General features: G+C 60.0%; 19 protein-coding genes. 18 read left to right on the forward strand and 1 reads right to left on the reverse strand.

What is annotated here, in order from left to right; genetic code table 11:
- Positions 1-21 precede the first annotated feature (21 nt).
- Complete coding sequence (locus ACA054_RS01670) at positions 22-591, forward strand: lipocalin family protein (protein WP_497687904.1); 570 nt, start codon at positions 22-24, stop codon at positions 589-591.
- 120 nt (positions 592-711) lie between these two features.
- On the opposite strand, the gene ACA054_RS01675 is transcribed toward ACA054_RS01670, so the two are convergent.
- Positions 712-2,076: a formimidoylglutamate deiminase gene (locus ACA054_RS01675; RefSeq protein ID WP_497687905.1), complete on the reverse strand. Its 1,365-nt coding sequence runs from the start codon at positions 2,074-2,076 to the stop codon at positions 712-714.
- A gap of 146 nt (positions 2,077-2,222) precedes the next feature.
- On the opposite strand from ACA054_RS01675, the gene hutC reads away from it, so the two are divergent.
- From hutC to ACA054_RS01760, 17 genes are all read left to right on the forward strand, one after another.
- Positions 2,223-2,933, forward strand: coding sequence for a histidine utilization transcriptional repressor HutC (hutC, locus tag ACA054_RS01680; RefSeq protein ID WP_162135916.1), 711 nt, complete (start codon positions 2,223-2,225; stop codon positions 2,931-2,933).
- Positions 2,930-3,499 (forward strand): HutD/Ves family protein, encoded by a 570-nt coding sequence (locus ACA054_RS01685; protein WP_497687906.1) that lies wholly within the window; start codon positions 2,930-2,932, stop codon positions 3,497-3,499. Before hutC ends, ACA054_RS01685 begins: the two co-directional genes overlap by 4 nt.
- A 476-nt stretch (positions 3,500-3,975) precedes the next feature.
- A complete protein-coding gene (hutU, locus tag ACA054_RS01690; protein WP_497687907.1) occupies positions 3,976-5,658 on the forward strand; it encodes a urocanate hydratase in 1,683 nt (560 codons plus the stop codon).
- Between the two features lie 150 nt (positions 5,659-5,808).
- Positions 5,809-7,281, forward strand: coding sequence for a purine-cytosine permease family protein (locus tag ACA054_RS01695; RefSeq protein WP_497687908.1), 1,473 nt, complete (start codon positions 5,809-5,811; stop codon positions 7,279-7,281).
- A 69-nt stretch (positions 7,282-7,350) separates the two neighbouring features.
- A complete protein-coding gene (locus tag ACA054_RS01700) occupies positions 7,351-8,319 on the forward strand; it encodes an ABC transporter substrate-binding protein (protein WP_497687909.1) in 969 nt (322 codons plus the stop codon).
- Positions 8,320-8,389: 70 nt separating this feature from the next.
- A complete protein-coding gene (locus tag ACA054_RS01705) occupies positions 8,390-9,241 on the forward strand; it encodes an ABC transporter permease (RefSeq protein WP_057712387.1) in 852 nt (283 codons plus the stop codon).
- Entirely contained in the window at positions 9,238-10,068 is an 831-nt protein-coding gene (locus ACA054_RS01710; RefSeq protein ID WP_497687910.1) for a quaternary amine ABC transporter ATP-binding protein, read from the forward strand. The genes ACA054_RS01705 and ACA054_RS01710 overlap by 4 nt, the downstream gene beginning before the upstream one ends.
- Positions 10,069-10,209: 141 nt before the next feature.
- Entirely contained in the window at positions 10,210-11,733 is a 1,524-nt protein-coding gene (gene hutH, locus ACA054_RS01715) for a histidine ammonia-lyase (protein ID WP_497687911.1), read from the forward strand.
- Positions 11,734-11,864: 131 nt separating this feature from the next.
- On the forward strand, positions 11,865-13,397 hold the full coding sequence (hutH, locus tag ACA054_RS01720; RefSeq protein WP_497687912.1) for a histidine ammonia-lyase: 1,533 nt from the start codon (positions 11,865-11,867) through the stop codon (positions 13,395-13,397).
- Between the two features lie 89 nt (positions 13,398-13,486).
- Positions 13,487-14,896, forward strand: a complete 1,410-nt coding sequence (locus tag ACA054_RS01725; protein ID WP_497687913.1) for an amino acid permease — start codon at positions 13,487-13,489, stop codon at positions 14,894-14,896.
- Between the two features lie 17 nt (positions 14,897-14,913).
- Entirely contained in the window at positions 14,914-16,119 is a 1,206-nt protein-coding gene (gene hutI / locus ACA054_RS01730) for an imidazolonepropionase (protein ID WP_497687914.1), read from the forward strand.
- A 10-nt stretch (positions 16,120-16,129) separates the two neighbouring features.
- Positions 16,130-16,933 (forward strand): N-formylglutamate deformylase, encoded by an 804-nt coding sequence (gene hutG, locus ACA054_RS01735; protein WP_497687915.1) that lies wholly within the window; start codon positions 16,130-16,132, stop codon positions 16,931-16,933.
- Positions 16,934-17,154: 221 nt separating this feature from the next.
- Positions 17,155-18,126, forward strand: a complete 972-nt coding sequence (gene pip / locus ACA054_RS01740; protein WP_497687916.1) for a prolyl aminopeptidase — start codon at positions 17,155-17,157, stop codon at positions 18,124-18,126.
- The gene (gene dtd, locus ACA054_RS01745) at positions 18,123-18,560 is read left to right on the forward strand and encodes a D-aminoacyl-tRNA deacylase (protein WP_497687917.1); all 438 of its coding nucleotides are present in this window, start codon (positions 18,123-18,125) and stop codon (positions 18,558-18,560) included. The genes pip and dtd overlap by 4 nt, the downstream gene beginning before the upstream one ends.
- Before the next feature lie 379 nt (positions 18,561-18,939).
- Positions 18,940-20,697: a glucan biosynthesis protein G gene (locus ACA054_RS01750; RefSeq protein WP_497690230.1), complete on the forward strand. Its 1,758-nt coding sequence runs from the start codon at positions 18,940-18,942 to the stop codon at positions 20,695-20,697.
- The gene (mdoH, locus tag ACA054_RS01755; RefSeq protein ID WP_497687918.1) at positions 20,690-23,260 is read left to right on the forward strand and encodes a glucans biosynthesis glucosyltransferase MdoH; all 2,571 of its coding nucleotides are present in this window, start codon (positions 20,690-20,692) and stop codon (positions 23,258-23,260) included. Before ACA054_RS01750 ends, mdoH begins: the two co-directional genes overlap by 8 nt.
- A gap of 177 nt (positions 23,261-23,437) precedes the next feature.
- Positions 23,438-24,235, forward strand: coding sequence for a transporter substrate-binding domain-containing protein (locus ACA054_RS01760; RefSeq protein ID WP_034148585.1), 798 nt, complete (start codon positions 23,438-23,440; stop codon positions 24,233-24,235).
- Positions 24,236-24,312: the final 77 nt, after the last annotated feature.

The raw sequence follows: 24,312 nt of genomic DNA on the forward strand, positions 1-24,312 counted from the left end.
CGCGCCCACGGGAGAAAAACAATGAAGCGGTTATTGATCATGCTTTTTGCCGGCCTGGTATTGGCCGGCTGTGCCAGTTCTGGCCAGGATCCGTTGGCGCCAAAAACTGCCAACAGTGTCAATCTAAAGCGCTATCAAGGTACCTGGTACGAGTTGGCGCGACTGCCGATGTACTTCCAGCGCGACTGTGCGCAATCCGAAGCCCACTACACGCTCAAGTCTGACGGTAACGTCGCGGTGTTGAATCGCTGCCTGACGCCGCAGTGGCAGTGGGAAGAGGTCAGGGGCACGGCATATCCACAAGTGCCGGGCAAGACCGACAAGTTGTGGGTCGAATTCGATACCTGGTTTTCAAGGTTGATACCGGGTCTGGCGAAGGGCGAGTACTGGGTGTTGTACGTCAGCGATGACTACAAGACTGCCATTGTCGGCGACCCGAGCCGGCGTTATCTGTGGCTGCTGTCGCGTACCCCGTCCGTCAACGGTGTAGTGCGTGAAGAGTTGCTGAGCAAGGCGCGTCAGCAGGGTTATGACACCACGCGGCTGATCTGGCGGGCGTCGGATACGCAGATGGCCAAGACCTCGAACTGACGGTTAGCGCATAACCAATGTGGGAGCGAGCCTGCTCGCGAAGAGGGCGTGTCAGTTGACAGAGTTGTTGACTGAGACACCGCTTTCGCGAGCAGGCTCGCTCCCACAGTTGTTTTTGGGTCAGCCCAGGAGTTCGCGCAGGACCTGGGTGAAGGCGCGGCTGCTTTCCTCTTCCCCGGCATGCCGCCCGTCACGCACGACCCACTGGCCATTGACCAGCACATCGCGCACCTGACGATCGCCACCGGCAAACAACCAACGATTGAGAATTCCGTCACCCGTGGCGGTCGCCAGGTACGGATCGTTGCCGTCCAGCACCAGCCAATCGGCACGCTTGCCGACCTCCAGCGCGCCGATCGGTTGCCCCAGCGCCTGGGCACCGCCGTCCAGCGCCGCATCAAACAGCGTGCGGCCGACCATCGGCTGGTCCGCGCCATACAAGCGATTGCGACGTTGATCACGCAGACGTTGGCCGTATTCCAGCCAGCGCAACTCTTCCACCACGCTCAATGACACGTGGCTGTCGGAACCGATGCCCATGCGTCCGCCTTGGGCAAGAAAATCCACGGCCGGGAAAATCCCGTCGCCCAGGTTGGCCTCGGTGGTCAGGCACAGGCCGGCGATGGCCCGGCTCTTGGCCATCAGTGTGACCTCTTCCGGGTTGGCGTGGGTGGCGTGGACCAGGCACCAGCGCTGATCGACTTCGGTATTTTCATACAGCCATTGCAGTGGACGGCGACCGCTCCAGCTCAGGCAGTCGTCGACTTCTTTCTGTTGTTCGGCGATGTGAATGTGCACCGGGCATTGCTTGTCGCTGGCCGCCAGCACTTCGCTGATCTGTTGCGGTGTGACCGCGCGCAATGAGTGGAAACACAAACCCAGGGACTGTGCTGGTTGCTGCGCTAATATCGGCTGCAGTCGCGATTGCAGCTTGAGGTAGTTTTCGGTGCTGTTGATGAAGCGGCGCTGGCCGTCGTTTGGCGTCTGGCCACCGAAACCTGCGTGGCTGTAGAGCACCGGCAGCAAGGTCAGACCGATACCGGCGGCGCTGGCGGCCTGGCTGATGCGCAGGGCCAGTTCGGCCGGGTCGGCATAAGGTTGGCCGTTGCTGTCGTGGTGCACGTAATGAAATTCGGCCACTGAGGTGTAGCCGGCCTTGAGCATTTCGATGTACAGCTGGCGGGCAATGACGCCCAGTTGCTCCGGGCTGATTTTTCCGACGAGGCGATACATCAGGTCACGCCAGGTCCAGAAACTGTCATTCGGGTTGCCTGCTACTTCCGCCAGCCCGGCCATGGCCCGCTGGAACGCGTGGGAGTGCAGGTTCGGCATGCCTGGCAGCAGCGGACCGCTCAGCCGTTCGGCGTCATCTGCATGAGAATCGGCCTGGATATGGGTCAGGACGCCATCGGCGCTGACCTCAAGACGTACATTGTTGGCCCATCCACTAGGCAGCAGCGCGCGTTCGGCAAAGAAGGCGGACATGGTTCAGCACCCCATCGTGTGTTATTTGTATATACATATACAGACGTTTGCCTGCCCGGTAAACTCCGGCAAGCTAGCAATCTTTACTAAACGACCAAGGATTAACCGTGCCGACTCCGCCTCCAGTCTCTCCGTTGGCCGCGAACATGGGCGACAGTCCGGCGCCCTTGTACGCCCGCGTCAAACAGATGATCACCCAGCAAATCGACAGTGGAAACTGGCCGCCGCACTATCGCGTTCCATCGGAAAGCGAGTTGGTCAGCCAACTGGGTTTCAGTCGCATGACCATCAACCGCGCCTTGCGCGAAATGACCGCCGACGGTCTGTTGGTGCGCATGCAAGGTGTCGGCACCTTCGTCGCCGAGCCGAAAAGCCAGTCCGCGCTGTTCGAAGTGCACAACATTGCTGACGAAATCGCCTCCCGTGGCCATCGCCACACCTGCAAGGTAATCACCCTTGAAGAAGAGGCTGCAGGCTCCGAACGTGCCCTGGCGCTGGACATGCGTGAAGGGCAGAAAGTGTTTCACTCGCTGATCGTGCATTTCGAAAACGACATTCCGGTGCAAATCGAAGACCGTTTCGTCAACGCGCTGGTGGCGCCCGACTACCTCAAGCAGGACTTCACCCTGCAAACGCCATACGCCTATCTGAACCAGGTCGCACCATTGACCGAAGGCGAGCACGTGGTCGAGGCGATCCTGGCCGAGCCGTCCGAATGCAAGTTGCTGCAGATTGAAAAAGGCGAGCCGTGCCTGCTGATCCGTCGCCGCACCTGGTCCGGCCGTCAGCCGGTGACTGCCGCTCGCTTGATCCACCCCGGTTCCCGTCATCGTCTGGAAGGACGCTTTCATAAATGAGCAGTTTGAAAGTTTTACGCGCCAAAGATTACCCGCGCATGCCGTGGAAAAACGGCGGCGGCAGTACCGAAGAAATCACCCGCGATGCCGGGACTGGTCTGGATGGTTTCGGCTGGCGTCTGTCGATTGCCGATATCGGCGAGTCGGGCGGGTTTTCCACCTTTGCCGGGTATGAGCGGATCATCACCGTGTTGCAGGGTGACGGTATGACTTTGTCGGTGGACGGTCAGAACAGCCGGCCGCTGTTACCGCTGGACCCGTTTGCCTTCAGCGGTGAGAGCCAGGTTTCCTGCACATTGCTTGGTGGGTCGATCCGCGATTTCAACCTGATCTATGCGCCGCAGCGTTACCACGCGCGGTTGCAGTGGTTGAGTGGTGAGCAGCGGTTTTTCAGCGAGGCGGGGACCGGGCTGGTGTTCAGTGCCAGCGATGCGCTTGAAGTGAAGGTCGGTAACGGTGCTTCCCAACTGGGTCGTCATGATTGCCTGCAACTTGTCGGTAATACCGGCCTGCTGGAAGTTTCCAGCAACGGTGCCTGCTGCGTGATCGAACTGACTGCACGCTGATTAACTGCTAAAGAAATTCAATGTGGCGAGGGGATTCATCCCCGTTGGGCTGCGCAGCAACCCTATTTTTTTGGGGCCGCTTCGCGACCCAGCGGGGATAAATCCCCTCGCCACAAAAGCAGTACCCAACTCCGTTTCCCTCCGCGCACCAACTTGTTACCGAACGCCCCAGTGTGGCGCAAGACCACGCTCAAGTAACAACATCCCGCCGCCGCAAAAAATCCCCACGAAAATTTTCATCTACGCCGGAACCCTTGATCCAGGCGCTCTCCAGTCGTTTCAGAATTTTTCTTGAATGCCTATCCAACAAGTTGGCCGCTTGATTGCATATGCTTGTATGTACAAGTAAAGACGTATGCGTATGAGTCACGAGGACTCAACCATCGTCCACTGATTCGCCGGTGTGCACTGATGCCCATTGGCTTGCTCGCCCACTGCCTGGGTTGGTTTGGATTGATTGCTGAGGAGTCTTTTTCGTGACTGACATTAAACCTACTAAGTTTCGTGACGTTGAAATCCGTGCTGCCCGCGGTAACAAGCTGACCGCCAAGAGCTGGCTGACCGAAGCGCCGCTGCGCATGCTGATGAACAACCTCGACCCGGAAGTTGCCGAGAACCCTAAAGAACTGGTGGTTTACGGTGGTATCGGTCGTGCGGCACGTAACTGGGAATGCTACGACAAGATCGTCGAAAGCCTGACCAACCTGAACGACGACGAGACCCTGCTGGTGCAATCCGGCAAGCCGGTCGGCGTGTTCAAGACCCACACCAACGCACCGCGCGTACTGATCGCCAACTCCAACCTGGTGCCACACTGGGCGAGCTGGGAACACTTCAACGAGCTCGACGCCAAAGGCCTGGCCATGTACGGCCAGATGACCGCGGGTAGCTGGATCTACATCGGCAGCCAGGGCATCGTCCAGGGCACCTACGAAACTTTCGTCGAAGCGGGTCGCCAGCACTACAACGATGACCTCAAAGGCAAGTGGGTACTGACCGCTGGCCTGGGCGGCATGGGTGGTGCTCAGCCTCTGGCTGCAACCTTGGCCGGCGCATGCTCGCTGAACATCGAATGCCAGCAGGTCAGCATCGATTTCCGTTTGAAAAGCCGCTATGTCGACGAGCAAGCCAGCGACCTCGACGACGCACTGGCCCGCATCGCCAAATACACTGCTGAAGGCAAAGCGATCTCCATCGCCCTGCTGGGCAACGCGGCAGAAATCCTGCCGGAACTGGTCAAGCGCGGCGTGCGCCCGGACATGGTCACCGACCAGACCAGCGCCCACGACCCGCTCAACGGCTACCTGCCTGCCGGCTGGACCTGGGATCAGTACCGTGCTCGCGCCAAGACCGAGCCGGCCGCTGTGATCAAAGCCGCCAAGCAATCGATGGCCGTTCATGTCAAAGCGATGCTCGACTTCCAGAAAATGGGCGTGCCGACCTTCGACTACGGCAACAACATCCGTCAGATGGCCCAGGAAGAAGGCGTGGAAAACGCATTCGACTTCCCAGGCTTCGTACCGGCCTACATCCGTCCACTGTTCTGCCGTGGCATCGGCCCGTTCCGTTGGGCTGCGCTGTCGGGCAACGCTGAAGATATCTACAAGACCGACGCCAAGGTCAAGGAACTGATCCCGGACGACGCCCACCTGCACAACTGGCTGGACATGGCCCGCGAGCGCATCAGCTTCCAGGGTCTGCCGGCACGTATCTGCTGGGTTGGCCTGGGCCTGCGCGCCAAGCTGGGCCTGGCGTTCAACGAAATGGTACGTAGCGGTGAGCTGTCCGCACCAATCGTGATCGGTCGCGACCACCTGGACTCCGGTTCGGTATCGAGCCCGAACCGCGAAACCGAATCGATGCAGGACGGTTCCGATGCCGTGTCCGACTGGCCACTGCTCAACGCCCTGCTCAACACCGCGAGCGGCGCGACCTGGGTGTCCCTGCACCACGGCGGCGGCGTCGGCATGGGCTTCTCCCAGCACTCGGGCATGGTGATTGTCTGCGACGGTACCGATGAAGCGGCCGAGCGTATCGCGCGCGTCCTGCACAACGACCCGGCGACCGGCGTCATGCGCCATGCCGATGCGGGTTACCAGATCGCGATCGACTGCGCCAAGGAACAAGGGCTGAACCTGCCGATGATTACCGGTAAATAAAAAGCCGGCTTGGGCCGACGCAAACCTGTAGGAGCTGGCTTGCCAGCGAATGATGCACCTCGGTGTGTCAGGAAAGACGCCTTCGCGGGCAAGCCTCGCTCCTACAGGGGGACATACCAATCCAGAATAACAATCCACAGAGGTTGAATCATGGCTGTTACCAGCGATCGTGCAGGCAACAAACCGTTGATCGAGAAACGCTCGATCGACTACATCCCGGAAGCGGAAAGACACGGTCGTCTGTTTAGCCAGTTCACCCTGTGGATGGGTGCCAACCTGCAAATCACCGCGATTGTCACCGGGGCCCTGGCCGTGGTGCTGGGCGGTGACGTGTTCTGGTCGTTGATCGGTCTGTTGATCGGCCAACTGATCGGCGGTGGCGTAATGGCACTGCATGCCGCGCAAGGGCCCAAGCTCGGCCTGCCGCAGATGATTTCCAGTCGGGTACAGTTCGGCGTTTATGGCGCGGCCATCCCGATCGTGCTGGTCTGTCTGATGTACCTCGGTTTCACCGCAACGGGGACCGTGCTTTCCGGCCAGGCGCTGGGCCAGTTGTTTGGCGTCAGCGACAGCGTCGGTATCCTTATCTTCGCCAGTGTCATCGTGCTGGTTACGGTGCTCGGTTATCGGGTGATCCATTGGATTGGCCGTGTAGCCAGCGTCATTGGTGTGATTGCCTTTGTTTTCCTGTTCAGTCGTCTGATGAGCCAGACTGACGTTGGCGCACTCCTGGAAATCCGCCACTTCAGCTGGAGCAGCTTCCTGCTCGCGGTGTCGCTCGCGGCGTCCTGGCAGATCGCCTTCGGCCCTTACGTGGCTGACTATTCACGCTACCTGCCAAGCAAGACGTCCTCGGTGAAAACCTTTTTCGCCGCTGGCGCCGGTTCGGTAATTGGCGCACAGGTGGCGATGATCCTCGGCGTGTTTGCCGCGGCCTCGGCCAACGGCCAATTTGCCGGTCACGAAGTGGCCTACATCGTAGGTTTGGGCGGTACCGGTGCCACCGCTGCGCTGCTGTACTTCAGCATCGCGTTCGGCAAGGTCACCATCTCCACGCTGAACTCCTACGGCAGCTTCATGTGCATTGCGACCATCATCAGCGGGTTCCGTGGTGACCTGAAAGTAACGCGCTTGCAGCGTCTGGTGTTCGTACTGGTCATCGTCGGCGCTGCGACCCTGATGGCGTTGCTCGGTCAACACTCGTTCCTCGGTGCGTTCAAGTCCTTCATCCTGTTCCTGCTGGCGTTCTTCACGCCATGGAGCGCGATCAACCTGGTGGACTACTACTGCATCACTCGCGAGCGCTATGACGTGCCGGCGCTGTCTGATCCGAACGGTCGCTACGGCCGTTGGAATACCCTCGGTATCAGCGTCTATGTTTTCGGTGTGTTGGTGCAGTTGCCGTTCATCTCCACCAAGTTCTACACCGGTCCACTGGTGGCCGCTCTGGGTGATGTGGACATTTCCTGGATCATCGGTCTGGTGCTTCCCGCAGCCCTGTATTACGTGTGTGCGAAAAAATGGCACGGATCAGTGCCCGATCAACTGATTCTGCCGGTCGAGCAGGACAGCGTTGTACAACCTGAAGCAAGCGGGGCCGGTCGCGCTGCGGCGCAGGCCTGATTGGACGTGGACAGGGCTGGATGCCTCTTGACTGCCGTAAGCCAATTCATGATTAGGAGCGTCACTACAATGAAATCGAACAAGACCCTGCTGACCTCATTGCTTTCCATGGGCCTGCTGGCCAGTGCCGGCGCCACTCAGGCTGCGGGTTGGTGCGAGTCGGGCAAGCCGGTGAAATTCGCCGGTCTGAACTGGGAAAGCGCCATGTTGCTGACCGACGTGATGCAAGTCGTGTTGGAAAAAGGCTACGACTGCAAGACCGACAGCCTGCCGGGCAACTCCATCACCATGGAAAACGCCCTGAGCAGCAACGACATCCAGGTGTTTGCCGAAGAGTGGGTCGGCCGCAGCGAGGTCTGGAACAAGGCCGAGAAGGCCGGCAAGGTCGTCGGTGTCGGCGCTCCAGTCGTCGGCGCGATCGAAGGCTGGTACGTGCCGCGCTACGTGATCGAAGGCGATGCCAAGCGCAAGCTGGAAGCCAAGGCCCCGGACCTGAAAAACATCGCTGACCTGGGCAAATACTCCGCCGTGTTCAAGGACGCCGAAGAGCCAGCCAAAGGGCGTTTCTACAACTGCCCCGCCGGCTGGACCTGTGAGCTGGACAACAGCGAAATGCTGAAAAGCTACGGCCTGGAAAGCACCTACACCAACTTCCGCCCAGGCACCGGCCCGGCCCTCGATGCCGCCGTGCTGTCGAGCTACAAGCGTGGCGAGCCGATCCTGTTCTACTACTGGTCGCCAACCCCGTTGATGGGCCAGGTCGACCTGGTGAAACTGGAAGAGAAACCCGGCGTGAACAAGACAGTGACCATCAAGGTCGGCCTGTCCAAGACTTTCCACGACGAAGCGCCGGAACTGGTGGCCGTGCTGGATAAGGTCAATATTCCAATCGACCTGCTGAACCAGAACCTGGGTCGCATGACCAAAGAGCGGATCGAGTCGCCAAAACTGGCCAAGATCTTCCTGAAGGAACATCCTGAAGTCTGGCATGCGTGGGTGAGTGAAGACGCAGCCAAGAAAATCGACGCGGCCTTGTAGGTTGGGCTTCTCCGGCTGTCGGCAACGGCAGTCGGACGCTTGATCGCAACCCCTTGATTGAGAGTCTCTTATGTTTCCCGAAAGCTTTACTTTTTCCATCGCCGACTGGGTCAACGGTTGGGTCGATTCGCTGGTCACCAACTATGGCGATGTGTTCCGCAGCATCTCCGACACCCTGTTGTGGGCCATCGTCAATCTTGAAGGGCTGCTGCGTGCGGCGCCCTGGTGGCTGATGCTGGCCATCGTGGCGGGCGTTGCCTGGCACGCGACCCGCAAGGTCGTGACCACTGCCGTGATCGTCGGCTTGCTGTTCCTGGTGGGCGCGGTCGGCCTCTGGGACAAGCTGATGCAGACCTTGGCGCTGATGATGGTCGCGACGATCATTTCGGTGCTGATCGGCATCCCGTTGGGCATTCTCTCTGCCCGCAGCAATCGCCTGCGTTCGGTGCTGATGCCGTTGCTGGACATCATGCAGACCATGCCGAGCTTCGTGTACCTGATCCCGGTGTTGATGCTGTTCGGCCTGGGCAAGGTACCGGCGATTTTCGCCACCGTGATCTACGCCGCGCCACCGCTGATCCGCCTGACCGACCTGGGTATTCGCCAGGTTGACGGCGAGGTGATGGAAGCGATCAACGCCTTCGGTGCCAACCGTTGGCAGCAACTGTTCGGCGTGCAATTGCCGCTGGCCCTGCCAAGCATCATGGCGGGGATTAACCAGACCACCATGATGGCCCTGTCGATGGTGGTAATCGCCTCGATGATCGGTGCCCGTGGCCTGGGCGAAGACGTGCTGGTGGGGATTCAGACCCTCAACGTCGGACGCGGCCTCGAAGCCGGTCTGGCGATCGTGATTCTGGCCGTAGTGATCGACCGCATTACACAGGCGTACGGTCGTGCACGGCATGAGGTGAGCAAATGAACAACGCAACCGTGAGCAAGATCGAAGTCAAAAACGTCTTCAAGATTTTCGGCAACCGTTCCAAGGAAGCGCTGGCCATGGTCGGCCAGGGCAAGACCAAGGATCAGGTGCTGTCCGAAACCGGCTGCGTGGTCGGCGTGAACGATTTGTCCCTGAGCATCGGCAGCGGTGAGATCTTCGTGATCATGGGCCTGTCGGGTTCCGGAAAATCCACCCTCGTGCGCCACTTCAACCGCTTGATTGACCCGACCAGCGGCGCGATCCTGGTGGACGGTGTGGACATCCTGCAATACGACATGGAAGCCCTGCGCGAATTTCGCCGACGCAAGATCAGCATGGTGTTCCAGAGCTTCGGCCTGCTGCCGCACAAGAGCGTGCTGGACAACGTCGCCTACGGCTTGAAAATCCGTGGCGAGAGCAAGCAAATGTGCGCCGAGCGCGCGCTGCACTGGATCAACACCGTGGGCCTCAAGGGCTACGAAAACAAATACCCGCACCAGCTCTCCGGCGGCATGCGTCAGCGTGTAGGTTTGGCCCGTGCGTTGGCGGCGGACACCGACATCATCCTGATGGACGAAGCCTTCAGTGCCCTCGATCCGCTGATCCGTGCCGAGATGCAGGACCAGTTGCTGGAACTGCAAAAGACCCTGCACAAGACCATCGTCTTCATCACCCACGACCTCGACGAGGCCGTGCGCATCGGCAACCGTATCGCGATCCTCAAGGATGGCCGCCTGATCCAGGTCGGCACGCCGAGAGAGATCCTGCATTCGCCGGCGGATGAGTACGTCGACCGCTTTGTGCAGCGTCGGGCGGCGGTGGTTTAAGAAATTTGCAGTGTTTGAGCTGGCCTCTTCGCGAGCAGGCTCGCTCCCACATTGGAATGCATACCCCTGTGGGAGCGAGCCTGCTCGCGAAGGCGGCGGTAGAGCTGCATCAACATTCAGGTTGTACGCACGAGGTTAATGATGTCCCAGGCTGAAAAAATCGTTATCGCCGATGCCCTGTTGCGTTGGCAGGATGTGGTTGCCGTAGCCCGCCATGGCGCACAGCTTGAGCTGTCGGCGCAGGCCTGGGCACGCATCGACAATGCCCAGGCAATCGTCCAGCGCATCGTCACCAGCGGCGAACGCGCCTATGGCGTGAACACTGGTCTGGGTGCCTTGTGCAACGTGTCGCTCAAAGACGAACAACTGAGCCAACTGTCCCGCAATACCCTGCTCAGTCACGCTTGTGGCGTGGGTGCGCCACTGGCCGACGAGCAGACCCGCGCGATCATGTGTGCGGCGATCCTCAATTTCACCCAGGGCAAATCCGGCGTGCATCGCCGGGTGGTCGAAGCGTTGCTGGCGTTGCTCAATCGCGGCATCACTCCACAAGTGCCGTCCCAGGGTTCGGTCGGTTACCTGACCCACATGGCCCACATCAGCATCACTCTGCTGGGTGTCGGCAACGTCAGCTATCGCGGGCAGGTCGTGTCGGCGCAACAGGCATTGGCCGAAGAGGGCCTGCAACCGGTACAACTCGGCGCCAAGGATGGTTTGTGCCTGGTCAACGGTACGCCATGCATGACCGGCCTGAGCTGCCTGGCCATTGCCGATGCCACGCGCCTGCTGGAATGGGCCGACGTGATCGGCGCCATGAGCTTCGAAGCCCAACGCGGTCAGATTGACGCCTTCGACGCCGAGATCATTGCGCTCAAGCCGCACCCGGGCATGCAGCAGGTCGGCATCAACCTGCGCGCGTTGCTCGACGGCAGCGAAGTGATTGCCCAGAGCAAAGGCATTCGCACCCAGGATGCCCTGAGCATTCGCTCGATTCCGCAGGTGCACGGTGCCGCTCGCGACCAACTGGTACACGCGATCAAGCAAATCGAAACCGAACTCAACAGCGCCACCGACAACCCGCTGGTGCTGGGCACGGCGGACAACTACCGCGTCGTTTCCCAGGCCAACCCGCACGGCCAGTCCGTAGCGCTGGCCGCGGACCTGCTGGCCATCGCCATGGCCGAAATCGGCTCGATTGCCGAGCGTCGTCTCGACCGTTTGATCAACCCGCACGTCAGTGGTCTGCCGGCGTTTCTGGTGGCCAATCCGGGGGTTAACTCCGGGATGATGATCGTGCAATACGTCGCCGCTTCGCTATGCGCGGAAAACCGCCAATTGGCGCAACCGGCAGTGCTCGACAACTACGTCACCTCGGGCCTGCAGGAAGATCACCTGAGCATGGGCACCAACGCCGCGCTGAAGCTGCATCGCGCATTGGAAAACTGCACGCAGATCCTCGCGATCGAGTATCTGCTGGCTGCCCAGGCGTTTGAATTCCTGAAAGAGCAACGCTTCGGCGCCGGCACCGATGCGGCGTGGCGTCTGCTGCGTGAGCGCGTTCCTGCCTACGACCAGGATCGCTGGCTGGCACCGGATATCGCCGCTGCTGCCAGCGTTTTGAAAGACCCGATTTTGCTGCACAAAGCGTTACCGAATTTGAACTGATTTTTCCACAACACCAGCGTGCCAAGGCGCGGCTCCCCTACAGGCGAGACGCGACGGACAACGGACATCTCCGGAGCGTCTGGTGAGTACTCTTCATTCATGAAGAAGACATCTCTCAAAAGGAGCACAAAATGACTGCGCTAAACCTGACTCCCGGCCAACTGAGCCTTGCCCAACTGCGTGATGTCTATCAGCAGTCGGTCAAAATCACCCTCGATCACAGCGCTGCGGCCCAGATCGAAGCCAGCGTTGCCTGCGTGGAACAGATCCTCGCTGAAAACCGTACCGCTTACGGCATCAACACCGGTTTTGGCCTGCTGGCCTCGACCCGCATTGCCAGCGAAGACCTGGAAAACCTGCAGCGCTCGCTGGTGCTGTCCCATGCCGCCGGTGTCGGCGAGCCGATCAGCGATGCACTGGTGCGCCTGGTCATGGTGCTCAAGGTCAACAGCTTGAGCCGTGGTTTCTCCGGTATCCGCCGCGTGGTAATCGACGCGTTGATCGCCCTGATCAACGCCGAGGTTTACCCGCACATTCCATTGAAAGGTTCGGTGGGTGCATCCGGCGACCTGGCACCGTTGGCGCACATGTCGCTGGTGCTGCTGGGTGAAGGCAAGGCCCGCTACAAGGGCGAGTGGATGGAAGCCACCGAAGCGCTGAAAATCGCTGGCCTGACCCCGCTGACCCTGGCCGCGAAAGAAGGCCTGGCGCTGCTGAACGGCACCCAGGTGTCCACCGCTTTCGCCCTGCGCGGTCTGTTCGAAGGTGAAGATCTGTTCGCCGGTGCCCTGGCCTTGGGCGGCCTGACCGTCGAAGCGGTACTGGGCTCGCGTTCGCCGTTTGACGCTCGCATCCACGCCGCCCGTGCCCAGAAAGGCCAGATCGACTCTGCCGCCGCTTACCGCGATCTGCTGGGTGAGCGCAGTGAAGTGTCCGACTCGCACCAAAACTGCGAAAAGGTCCAGGACCCGTACTCCCTGCGCTGCCAGCCGCAAGTCATGGGCGCCTGCCTGACCCAGTTCCGCCAAGCTGCCGAAGTGCTGGCTGTCGAAGCGAACGCCGTTTCCGACAACCCGCTGGTGTTCGCCGCTGAAGGCGATGTGATTTCTGGCGGTAACTTCCACGCTGAACCAGTGGCCATGGCTGCTGACAACATGGCGCTGGCGATCGCTGAAATCGGCTCCCTGAGCGAGCGTCGCATCTCGCTGATGATGGACAAACACATGTCGCAACTGCCGCCGTTCCTGGTGGCCAATGGCGGTGTGAACTCCGGTTTCATGATCGCTCAAGTGACCGCGGCCGCTCTGGCCAGCGAGAACAAGGCGCTGTCCCATCCGCATTCGGTGGACAGCCTGCCGACTTCCGCCAACCAGGAAGACCACGTGTCCATGGCGCCGGCCGCCGGCAAGCGCCTGTGGGAAATGGCCGAAAACACCCGTGGCATTCTCGCGGTGGAATGGCTGGCGGCGGCTCAGGGCCTGGATTTGCGCAATGGTCTGAAGACTTCGCCAAAACTGGAAAAGGTGCGGGCGATTTTGCGTAAAGAAGTGCCTTTCTATGAGAAAGACCGTTTCTTCGCTCCGGACATCAATGCCGCCAGTGAGTTGTTGGCGACCCGTTGCCTGAACGAGCTGATCACGGCGAAGTTGCTGCCTAGCCTGTAATGGCCTCTTCGCGGGCAAGCCTCGCTCCTACAGGAGCTGGCTTGCCAGCGAATCGATTTTGCGTCGATAAAAATAATTAGGGACGAGCAATGCAAACGCAAACAAAAGGACTCAAACGCGGGCTCTCTGCCCGACATATTCGCTTCATGGCACTGGGGTCGGCGATCGGCACCGGGCTGTTTTACGGTTCTGCCTCGGCCATTCAAATGGCCGGCCCCGCGGTCCTGCTCGCTTACCTGATCGGCGGTGCAGCGGTGTTCATGGTCATGCGCGCCCTCGGCGAGATGGCCGTGCATAACCCGGTGGCCGGCTCATTCGGCCAGTACGCCAGCACTTATCTGGGACCGATGGCGGGCTTTATCCTCGGCTGGACCTATGCATTTGAAATGGTCATCGTCGGTATGGCCGACGTGACTGCATTCGGTATTTACATGGGCTTCTGGTTTCCGGAAGTCTCCCGCTGGATCTGGGTGCTGGGCATCGTTTCAGTAGTGGGCGGCTTGAACCTGTGTAACGTCAAAGTCTTCGGTGAAATGGAGTTCTGGTTGTCGCTGCTCAAGGTCGGGGCCATCGTTGCGATGATTCTTGGCGGCTTCGGCATCATGTTATTTGGCATCAGCAGCGCCCCCGGTGCACAAGCAACCGATATCAGCAACCTGTGGACCCAGGGCGGCTTCATGCCCAATGGCATGAGCGGTCTGATCGCATCGTTTGCAGTGGTGATGTTTGCCTTTGGCGGCATTGAAATCATCGGCGTTACGGCCGGTGAAGCCAAAGATCCGCAGCATGTGCTGCCCCGGGCGATCAACGCCGTACCGCTGCGCATCCTGTTGTTCTACGTGCTGACGATGCTGGTGCTGATGTCGATTTTTCCGTGGCAGCAGATCGGCAGCCAAGGCAGCCCGTTCGTACAGATTTTTGACAACCTGGGGATCAGTTCGGCGGCTACCGTCCTTAATATCGTGGTGATCTCGGCGGCGGTGTCGGCCATCAACAGCGACATCTTCGGCGCGGGCCGTATGATGTATGGCCTGGCTCAGCAGGGACACGCACCGAAAGGCTTCGCCCGTTTGTCTCGCAACGGCGTGCCTTGGCTGACAGTCGTGGTGATGAGCAGCGCGCTGCTGCTGGGCGTATTGCTGAATTACCTGATTCCGGAAAACGTTTTTCTGCTCATCGCCTCTATCGCGACCTTCGCCACGGTGTGGGTCTGGCTGATGATTCTGTGTACCCAGGTGGCCATGCGTCGCTCAATGAGTGCCGAGCAGATCGCGCAATTGAAATTTCCGGTGCCGTTCTACCCCTATGCGCCGATGGCGGCGATTGCCTTCATGCTATTCATCTTCGGCGTGTTGGCCTATTTCCCGGACACCCAGGCGGCTCTGATCGTCGGTGTGGTTTGGGTTGTCTTGCTGGTGCTGGCCTACCTGACGTGGGTCAAACCGGCGGCAGGGAAGGCGGTACTGGTGGAGCAGGAACCTTCTTTTTCTCATCGATAACCTAACGGAGGCCACGGATGAAAACTCTCTGGCAACACTGCCACGTCGCAACCATGGCGCAAGGCGTCTACTCGGTCATCGAGGACGCGGCCATTGTGACGTCCGGTGCGCACATTGAGTGGGTCGGCCCGCGCAGTGAATTGCCGCCCGGCGAATACCCGGCCGTCACCGATTTGAACGGGGCCTGGGTGACGCCTGGTCTGATTGACTGCCACACCCATACGGTGTTCGGCGGTAATCGCAGTGGCGAATTCGAGCAGCGCCTGCAAGGTGTGAGCTACGCGGAAATCGCAGCCAGCGGTGGTGGCATCGCCAGCACCGTGCGCGCCACCCGCTTAGCGTCCGAAGACGAGTTGTTCGCCAGTGCTGCCAAACGTCTGAAAAGCCTGATGCGCGACGGCGTCACCAGCATCGAAATCAAGTCCGGCTACGGCCTCGATCTGGCCAACGAAGGCAAGATGCTGCGGGTGGCCCGTCGCCTCGGCGCCGAACTGCCGATCAGCGTGCGCAGCACCTGCCTGGCCGCTCATGCCTTGCCGCCGGAGTACGCCGACCGCGCCGACGACTACATCGAACACATCTGCAGCGAAATGCTTCCGGCCCTGGCAGCCGAAGGGCTGGTGGACGCGGTGGATGCCTTCTGCGAATACCTGGCCTTTTCGCCTGCGCAGGTTGAACGGGTGTTTATCACCGCGCAGAAACTTGGCTTGCCGGTGAAGCTGCACGCTGAGCAGTTGTCGTCCTTGCATGGTTCCAGCCTGGCGGCGCGTTACCACGCTCTGTCCGCCGATCATCTGGAATTCATGACCGAAGAAGATGCCATCGCCATGGCCGCATCCGGCACTGTCGCGGTGTTGCTGCCAGGAGCGTTCTACTTTCTGCGCGAGACTCAATTGCCGCCAATGGATGCCTTGCGCAAGCACGGTGTAAAAATCGCCATCGCCAGCGATCTCAACCCAGGCACTTCGCCGGGGCTGTCGTTGCGTTTGATGCTGAACATGGCCTGCACCTGTTTCCGCATGACCCCGGAAGAAGCCCTGGCAGGCGCGACGATTCATGCCGCCACCGCACTGGGCATGGCCGACACTCATGGTTCGATCGAGGCTGGCAAGGTCGCGGATTTCGTCGCCTGGCAAATTGATCGTCCGGCCGACCTGTCGTACTGGCTGGGCGGTGATCTGGAAAAACGCGTCGTGCGTCACGGCGTCGAAACGAGCGTTTAGGAGAGCAGTTGTGGATAAGGTTCTGAACTTCAAACAAGGCCGCGTGCCGCTGCTGATCAGCATGCCCCACGCCGGTGTGCGCCTGACTCCTGCAGTCGAAGCCGGGTTGATCCCGGACGCGAAAAGCCTGCCGGACACCGACTGGCACATTCCGCAGCTTTACGATTTCGCCGCCGAACTGGGTGCCAGCACCCTGGCCGCCGAATACTCGCGGTTCGTCATCGACCTGAACCGGCCGTCCGACGACAAGCCTTTGTATGTTGGCGCCACCACCGGTCTGTACCCGGCGACGCTGTTTGACGGTATTCCGCTGTTCCGTGAGGGAATGGAGCCTTCGAAAGAAGAACGCGCGACCTATCTGAATCAGATCTGGACGCCGTACCACAGCACCTTGCAGAACGAGCTGGCGCGTCTGAAAGCCGAGTTCGGCTACGCGCTGCTGTTCGATGCGCACTCGATCCGCTCGATCATCCCGCACCTGTTCGACGGCAAGCTGCCGGATTTCAACCTCGGCACCTTCAGCGGCGCCAGTTGTGATCCGCAACTGGCTTCGCAGCTGGAAGCGATCTGCGCCGGTCACCCGGACTACAGCCATGTGCTGAACGGACGCTTCAAGGGCGGGCACATCACTCGTCACTACGGCAATCCGGCAGAAAACATTCATGCCGTGCAACTGGAGTTGGGCCAGTGCACCTACATGGAAGAGTTCGAGCCGTTCCGCTATCGGCCGGATCTGGCGGAACCGACGCGAGTGGTCTTGAAGGAACTGCTGCAAGGCCTGCTGGCCTGGGGCGAAAAGCACTACAACACATAACCCTGTGGGAGCGAGCCTGCTCGCGAATGCGGTGGGTCAGTCAACATGGATAGCGCCTGACACGCCCTCTTCGCGAGCAGGCTCGCTCCCACAGGTTTTCTGGCGGCAAATTTACGATCCAGCAAGTACATGCTCATTGACGTAATTCGGGTTTATGATGCCCAACGGCAGAATAATAGAAGTCCCCCCAGGGATGACCTCGACCCCTTACGGAGCGCGCAATGCAGACTTTGTACCCGCAGATCAAACCCCACGCCCGGCACGATCTGGCCGTCGATGAGACCCACACGCTGTATGTCGACGAAAGCGGTTCACCGGAAGGTTTGCCGGTGGTGTTCATTCACGGCGGCCCCGGCGCCGGGTGCGATGCCCAGAGTCGGTGCTTCTTCGATCCCAATTTGTATCGCATCGTGACCTTCGATCAGCGTGGTTGCGGTCGCTCCACCCCCCACGCCAGCCTCGAAAACAACACCACCTGGGATCTGGTCGCCGACCTTGAGCGGATTCGCAAACATCTGGGTATCGACAAGTGGGTGCTGTTCGGCGGTTCCTGGGGTTCGACCCTGGCGCTGGCCTACGCACAAACCCATCCGGAGCGCGTGCACGGGCTTATCCTGCGCGGGATTTTTCTCTGCCGCCCGCAGGAAATCGAATGGTTTTATCAGGCGGGTGCCAGCCGTCTGTTCCCCGATTACTGGCAGGACTACGTTGCGCCGATCCCGCTGGACGAGCGCGGCGATTTGCTCAGCGCCTTCCACAAACGACTCACCGGCAACGATCAGATCGCCCAGATGCACGCGGCCAAGGCCTGGTCCACGTGGGAAGGCCGGACCGCGACGTTGCGTCCGAACCCGCTGGTGGTCGATCGATTCTCCGAGCCGCAGCGTGCGTTGTCCATCGCCCGCATCGAATGCCATTACTTCACCAATAACGCCTTCCTCGAACCGAATCAGCTGATTCGCGACATGGGCAAGATCGCCCACTTGCCTGGTGTGATCGTCCATGGTCGCTATGACGTGATCTGTCCGTTGGACAACGCCTGGGAACTGCACCAGGCCTGGCCGAATAGCGAACTGCAAATAATCCGTGACGCGGGCCATGCCGCCGCCGAACCGGGGATCACCGATGCATTGGTACGCGCTGCCGATCGAATGGCCCGGCGCTTGCTCGACCTGTCGCCTGACGAAGCATGAAGGGCTTGCTGCAACGCGTGCGCGGCGCGCGAGTCGAGGTAGCAGGGGAGGTGGTCGGCGCGGTCGACCAGGGTTTGCTGGTGCTGGTAGCCGTCGAGCCGGACGACACGCGGGCCAGCGCCGACAAACTTCTCAATAAGCTGCTTAACTATCGTGTGTTCAGCGACGCTGAGGGCAAGATGAACCTGTCCCTGGCGGATGTGAGTGGCGGGTTGCTGCTGGTCTCGCAGTTCACCCTGGCCGCCGACACCAAGAGCGGGTTGCGACCGAGTTTCTCGACCGCGGCCCCCCCGGCCTTGGGCGAGGAGCTGTTCGACTATCTATTAAGCAAAGCGAAACAGGTGCATGGCACTGTGGCATCAGGTAGATTCGGCGCGGATATGCAGGTGCACCTGGTCAATGACGGCCCGGTTACCTTCCTGTTACAGACCTGAAAGCGCTTGAAACATCTTTTTAAGCGCTTTTCGACTGTAAACAGGCGTTTTTCCCGATAAATACTTTGTTACCCCTGATGCGTTGTAACGCGGCCTACTAGATAATCGCGCGCTACGGGGATCAGCGTTCGTTGGTCCATTTTGACTTAGGTAGAGACTTGTCTGTATCCGATTGGGGAATCATTTTGCCCCAGCGGAGTCGGAACAATGCTCGCCAACTTGGCAAGAGTGGTCCGCAGGGCCGGTTTTTCGTACCGGATACCTGCAGGCCCTTTAACTGGCCGTTGGTTTTTTGATCTGTTTTCGGCGAGGGTTGCTCGTGATTGTTAGTCCCTGTAACGCACCAAAATTGACTGCCAAACGGTTTCGTAGCGCATTGATGGCGGGCTCGGCACTGCTGTGCCTGCTCAGCGCCGGCCAGCTTTGGGCATTCAGTCTGGATGATGTATCGGTCAAGGCAAAAGAACTGGCCGGGCAAAAGTACGAAGCTCCGCGCAGTAACCTGCCGAACGAATTTCGCGAAATGAAATTCGCCGACTATCAGAAAATTCGCTTCCTGACTGAAAAAGCCGAATGGGCCGACCAGAAGACCCCGTTCAAGCTGTCGTTCTATCACCAGGGCATGCATTTCGATACGCCGGTGAAAATCAACGAAATCACGGCGAACACCGTCGAAGAGATCAAATACGACCCGAGTCGTTTCGATTTCGGCGACGTCAAGTTCGATCCCAAGGCCACCGAACAACTCGGTTATGCCGGTTTCCGTGTCCTGTACCCGGTCAACAAGGCTGACAAGCAAGACGAAATCATGACCATGCTGGGCGCGAGTTACTTCCGCGTGGTCGGCAAGGGTCACGTCTACGGTTTGTCCGCTCGCGGCATGGCGATCGATACCGCATTGCCGTCCGGCGAAGAATTCCCGCGTTTTCGCGAGTTCTGGATTCAACAGCCGAAACCGGGCGACAAGCATCTGGTGATCTTCGCCCTGCTGGATTCGCCACGGGCGACCGGTGCCTATCGCCTGACCTTGCGTCCGGGCAGCGACACCATTGTCGACGTCAAGGCGCAGATGTTCCTGCGTGACAAGGTCGGCAAACTGGGCATCGCGCCATTGACCAGCATGTACCTGTTCGGTGCCAACCAGCCGTCGAAAGTGCTGAACTATCGCCGCGAATTGCACGACTCCAGCGGTCTGGCGATCCATGCCGGCAACGGCGAGTGGATCTGGCGTCCGCTGAACAACCCGAAACACCTGGCGGTGAGCAATTTCTCGGTCGAGAACCCGCGTGGCTTTGGCTTGCTGCAACGTGGCCGTGACTTCAGTCACTACGAAGACCTCGACGACCGCTACGACAAGCGCCCAAGCGCCTGGATCGAACCGCAAGGCGACTGGGGCAAGGGCTCCGTCGATCTGGTAGAGATTCCGACCGCCGACGAAACCAACGACAATATCGTGGCTTTCTGGAGCCCGGAAACGATGCCGGAGCCTGGCCAGCCGCTGGACTTTGCCTATCGCATGCACTGGACCATGGACGAAGCCTCGATTCATGCTCCTGACAGCGCCTGGGTCAAGCAGACCCTGCGTTCCACCGGTGACGTCAAACAGTCCAACCTGATTCGTCAGCCGGACGGCAGCGTTGCCTATCTGGTCGACTTCGAAGGTCCGTCCCTGGCGGCATTGCCGGCAGATGCGGACGTTCGCAGTCAGGTCAGCGTCGGCGACAACGCCGAGCTGGTGGAAAACAGCGTGCGCTACAACCCTGAGACCAAGGGCTGGCGCCTGACCCTGCGGATGAAGATCAAGGACGCAGGCAAGGCCACCGAAATGCGTGCTGCACTGGTGCAGAGCATCGTGCCAGCCGATCTGGCCAAGACTTCGCTTCCAGTGTCGAACTCCTCCGTTGCCAAGGCCGACAAGGTCGCCGCCAAGCAGCAGGAAAAAGCCGACAAGGAAGCGAAGGCAGCCGAAGCCAAGCAGGCCGAGGCCAAGCCAGTCGCAGATGCCAAGGACACGGCGAACAACAAAGACGCCAAGCAGCCTGCTGCTGCCGACGCGGTCCCAGCCACACCGGAATCGGCACCGACTGAAGAAGTCCTGACCGAGACCTGGAGCTACCAGTTGCCTGCCGATGAGTAATTCTCAAGTACAGCCAGAGACGCTTTCCGAGTATCTGGCACATCTGCCGATGACCGACCAGCAGCGCGCGGAACTTGCGGGCTGCCAGTCGTTCAGCGAATTGCACGAGCGGTTGTCGTCTGCGACATTCGACGCCCCGACCGATGCCGCCCAGGCATCGGTCGGCAAGCGCCTGACCCTGAGCACCGCCGAAGAGCTGCAGGACGCCGAAATGCTGGCGCTCGACGTCAGTGGTCGGGTCGTCCTCAAGGCGACCCCACCGATTCGCCGGACCAAGGTCGTGCCGGAACCGTGGCGTACCAATATTCTAGTGCGTGGCTGGCGTCGCCTGACTGGCCGCACCAACCCGCCGAAGCCGCCGAAGGATGAGAACGTACTGCCGGCGGCGCGCTGGCGCACGGTCGGTTCGATCCGTCGCTACATTCTGCTGGTACTGATGCTCGGTCAGACCATCGTCGCCGGCTGGTTTATGAAAGGCCTCATGCCGTACCAGGGCTGGTCGTTCGTCGACCTTGAAGAAGTCCTGCACCAGCCGCTGCTGCAAACCGCCACGCAAGTGCTGCCGTATGCGTTGCAGACCAGCATCCTGATCCTGTTCGGGATTCTGTTCTGCTGGGTATCGGCCGGTTTCTGGACTGCGTTGATGGGCTTCCTCGAGTTGCTCACCGGTCACGATAAATACCGCATCTCCGGTAAAAGTGCTGGCAACGAGCAGATTCCGAAGGATGCGCGCACCGCACTGGTGATGCCGATCTGCAACGAAGACGTGCCTCGGGTATTCGCCGGTCTGCGTGCAACGTTCGAATCGGTAGCAGCCACGGGTGACCTGGATCACTTTGACTTCTTCGTCCTCAGCGACAGTAACGACGCCGACATCTGCGTCGCCGAACAGCAAGCCTGGCTGGACGTCTGCCGCGAAGCCAAGGGCTTCGGCAAGATCTTCTATCGTCGCCGCCGTCGCCGTGTGAAACGTAAAAGCGGCAACCTCGACGACTTCTGCCGTCGCTGGGGTGGTGACTACAAGTACATGGTCGTGCTCGACGCCGACTCCGTAATGAGCGGCGAGTGCCTGACCAGTCTGGTACGCCTGATGGAAGCCACGCCGGACGCCGGGATCATCCAGACCGCGCCACGTGCGTCGGGCATGGACACCCTGTATGCACGCATGCAGCAGTTCGCCACCCGCGTGTACGGTCCGCTGTTCACCGCCGGCCTGCACTTCTGGCAATTGGGCGAATCCCACTACTGGGGCCACAACGCGATCATCCGCATGAAGCCGTTCATCGAGCACTGCGCCTTGGCGCCATTGCCGGGTAAAGGCGCATTTGCCGGTGCGATCCTTTCTCACGACTTCGTCGAAGCCGCGCTGATGCGCCGTGCCGGTTGGGGCGTGTGGATTGCCTACGACTTGCCGGGCAGCTACGAAGAACTGCCGCCGAACCTGCTGGACGAACTCAAGCGTGACCGTCGCTGGTGCCACGGTAACCTGATGAACTTCCGCCTGTTCCTGGTCAAGGGCATGCACCCGGTGCACCGTGCCGTGTTCCTGACCGGCGTGATGTCCTACTTGTCGGCGCCGTTGTGGTTCTTCTTCCTGGTGCTGTCCACTGCGCTGTTGGCAGTCAATACGCTAATGGAGCCACAGTACTTCCTCGAACCGCGCCAGCTTTATCCATTGTGGCCTCAATGGCACCCGGACAAGGCGATCGCACTATTTTCGACCACGGTCGTGCTGCTGTTCCTGCCGAAACTGTTGAGCATCATCCTGATCTGGGCCAAGGGCGCGAAAGAGTTCGGCGGCAAGTTCAAGGTGACCTTGTCGATGCTGCTGGAGATGCTGTTCTCCATGCTGCTGGCGCCGGTGCGGATGATTTTCCACACCCGTTTCGTGCTCGCCGCGTTCCTCGGCTGGGCCGCGACCTGGAACTCGCCACAGCGTGACGACGACTCCACGCCGTGGAGCGAAGCGGTCAAGCGCCACGGTCCGCAGACGTTGCTGGGTTTCTTCTGGGCGCTGCTGGTGATCTGGTTGAACCCGAGCTTCCTGTGGTGGCTGGTACCGATCGTCGGTTCGCTGATGTTGTCGATCCCGGTGTCGGTAATTTCCAGCCGTGTCGGCCTGGGCCTCAAGTCCCGTGACGAGAGCCTGTTCCTGATCCCTGAGGAATACAATCCACCGCAGGCACTGCTGGCCACCGACCAGTACACCCACGAAAACCGCTGGCATGCGTTGAACGACGGCTTCGTCCGTTCGGTGGTCGATCCGCAGCAGAACGCCTTGGCGTGTTCGCTGGCGACCTCGCGTCACCGTGAGGCCGAGCCGATCGAATGGCTGCGGGTCGAGCGGGTCCGGCACGCGATGAAAGTCGGGCCTGAAGGCCTGACCAACAATGAGCGGGTACAGCTGCTGAGCGACCCGGTAGCATTGGCTCGCTTGCATGAGCAGGTCTGGAGCGAAGGTCACCCTGAGTGGCTGGGTGCGTGGCGCAAGTCGGTCCAGGCCGATCCGCATGCACCGCTGTTGCCACTCAAGCCGCTGAGCGTGCAGCCGCAGTTGGCATAATAAAAGACCCGCGAAAGCGGGTTTTTTATTGCCCAAAAAACTTGTGCAAATGAGCAGGTGCGTTAGCATCCGTCCCCGAATTGGTGCGCCCGGACCGTTTTGTGTCCGTATCTGTCTGTTTTCCTGGGAAAACTGTCGATTTCGCGCCGCAAACGCAATGGTTTTGGGGACTTGAAGATGAAGAAGTATCTGTCGATGCTGCTGGTCGGCGTCACGGCATTGGTTGCAGTCAGCGCGGCGCAGGCCGGTGCCATCGATGACGCGGTCAAGCGCGGCACGTTGAAAGTCGGCATGGACCCGACCTACATGCCGTTCGAAATGACCAACAAACGTGGCGAGATCATCGGTTTCGAAGTCGACATCCTCAAAGCCATGTCCAAGGCCATGGGCGTCAAGCTGGAGCTGGTGTCCACCGGCTACGACGGCATCATCCCGGCCCTGCTGACCGACAAGTTCGACATGATCGGCAGCGGCATGACCCTGACCCAGGAACGCAACCTGCGCCTGAACTTCAGTGAACCGTTCATCGTGGTCGGTCAGACCCTGCTGATCCGCAAGGAGCTGGAAGGCACCATCAAGTCCTACAAAGACCTGAACACCGCCGACTACCGCATCACCTCCAAGCTCGGCACCACCGGTGAGATGGTCGCGAAGAAACTGATCTCCAAGGCCAAGTACCACGGCTACGACAACGAGCAGGAAGCGGTACTCGACGTGGTCAACGGCAAAGCCGACGCCTTCATCTACGACGCGCCTTACAACGTTGTGGCGGTGAACAAGGTCGGCAACGGCAAACTGGTGTTCCTCGACAAGCCGTTCACCTACGAACCGCTGGCGTTCGGGTTGAAGAAGGGTGACTACGACAGCATCAACTTCATCAACAACTTCCTGCACCAGATCCACGAAGACGGCACCTACGATCGCATCCATGACAAGTGGTTCAAAAGCACCGAGTGGCTCAAGGACATGGAATAACTCCGTCAGATAGACCGAGTCGCCCCATTCGCGAGCAGGCTCGCTCCCACAGTTGATCTCGGTCCATTGTGGGAGCG

The organism is Pseudomonas sp. LBUM1653, from assembly GCF_059716115.1.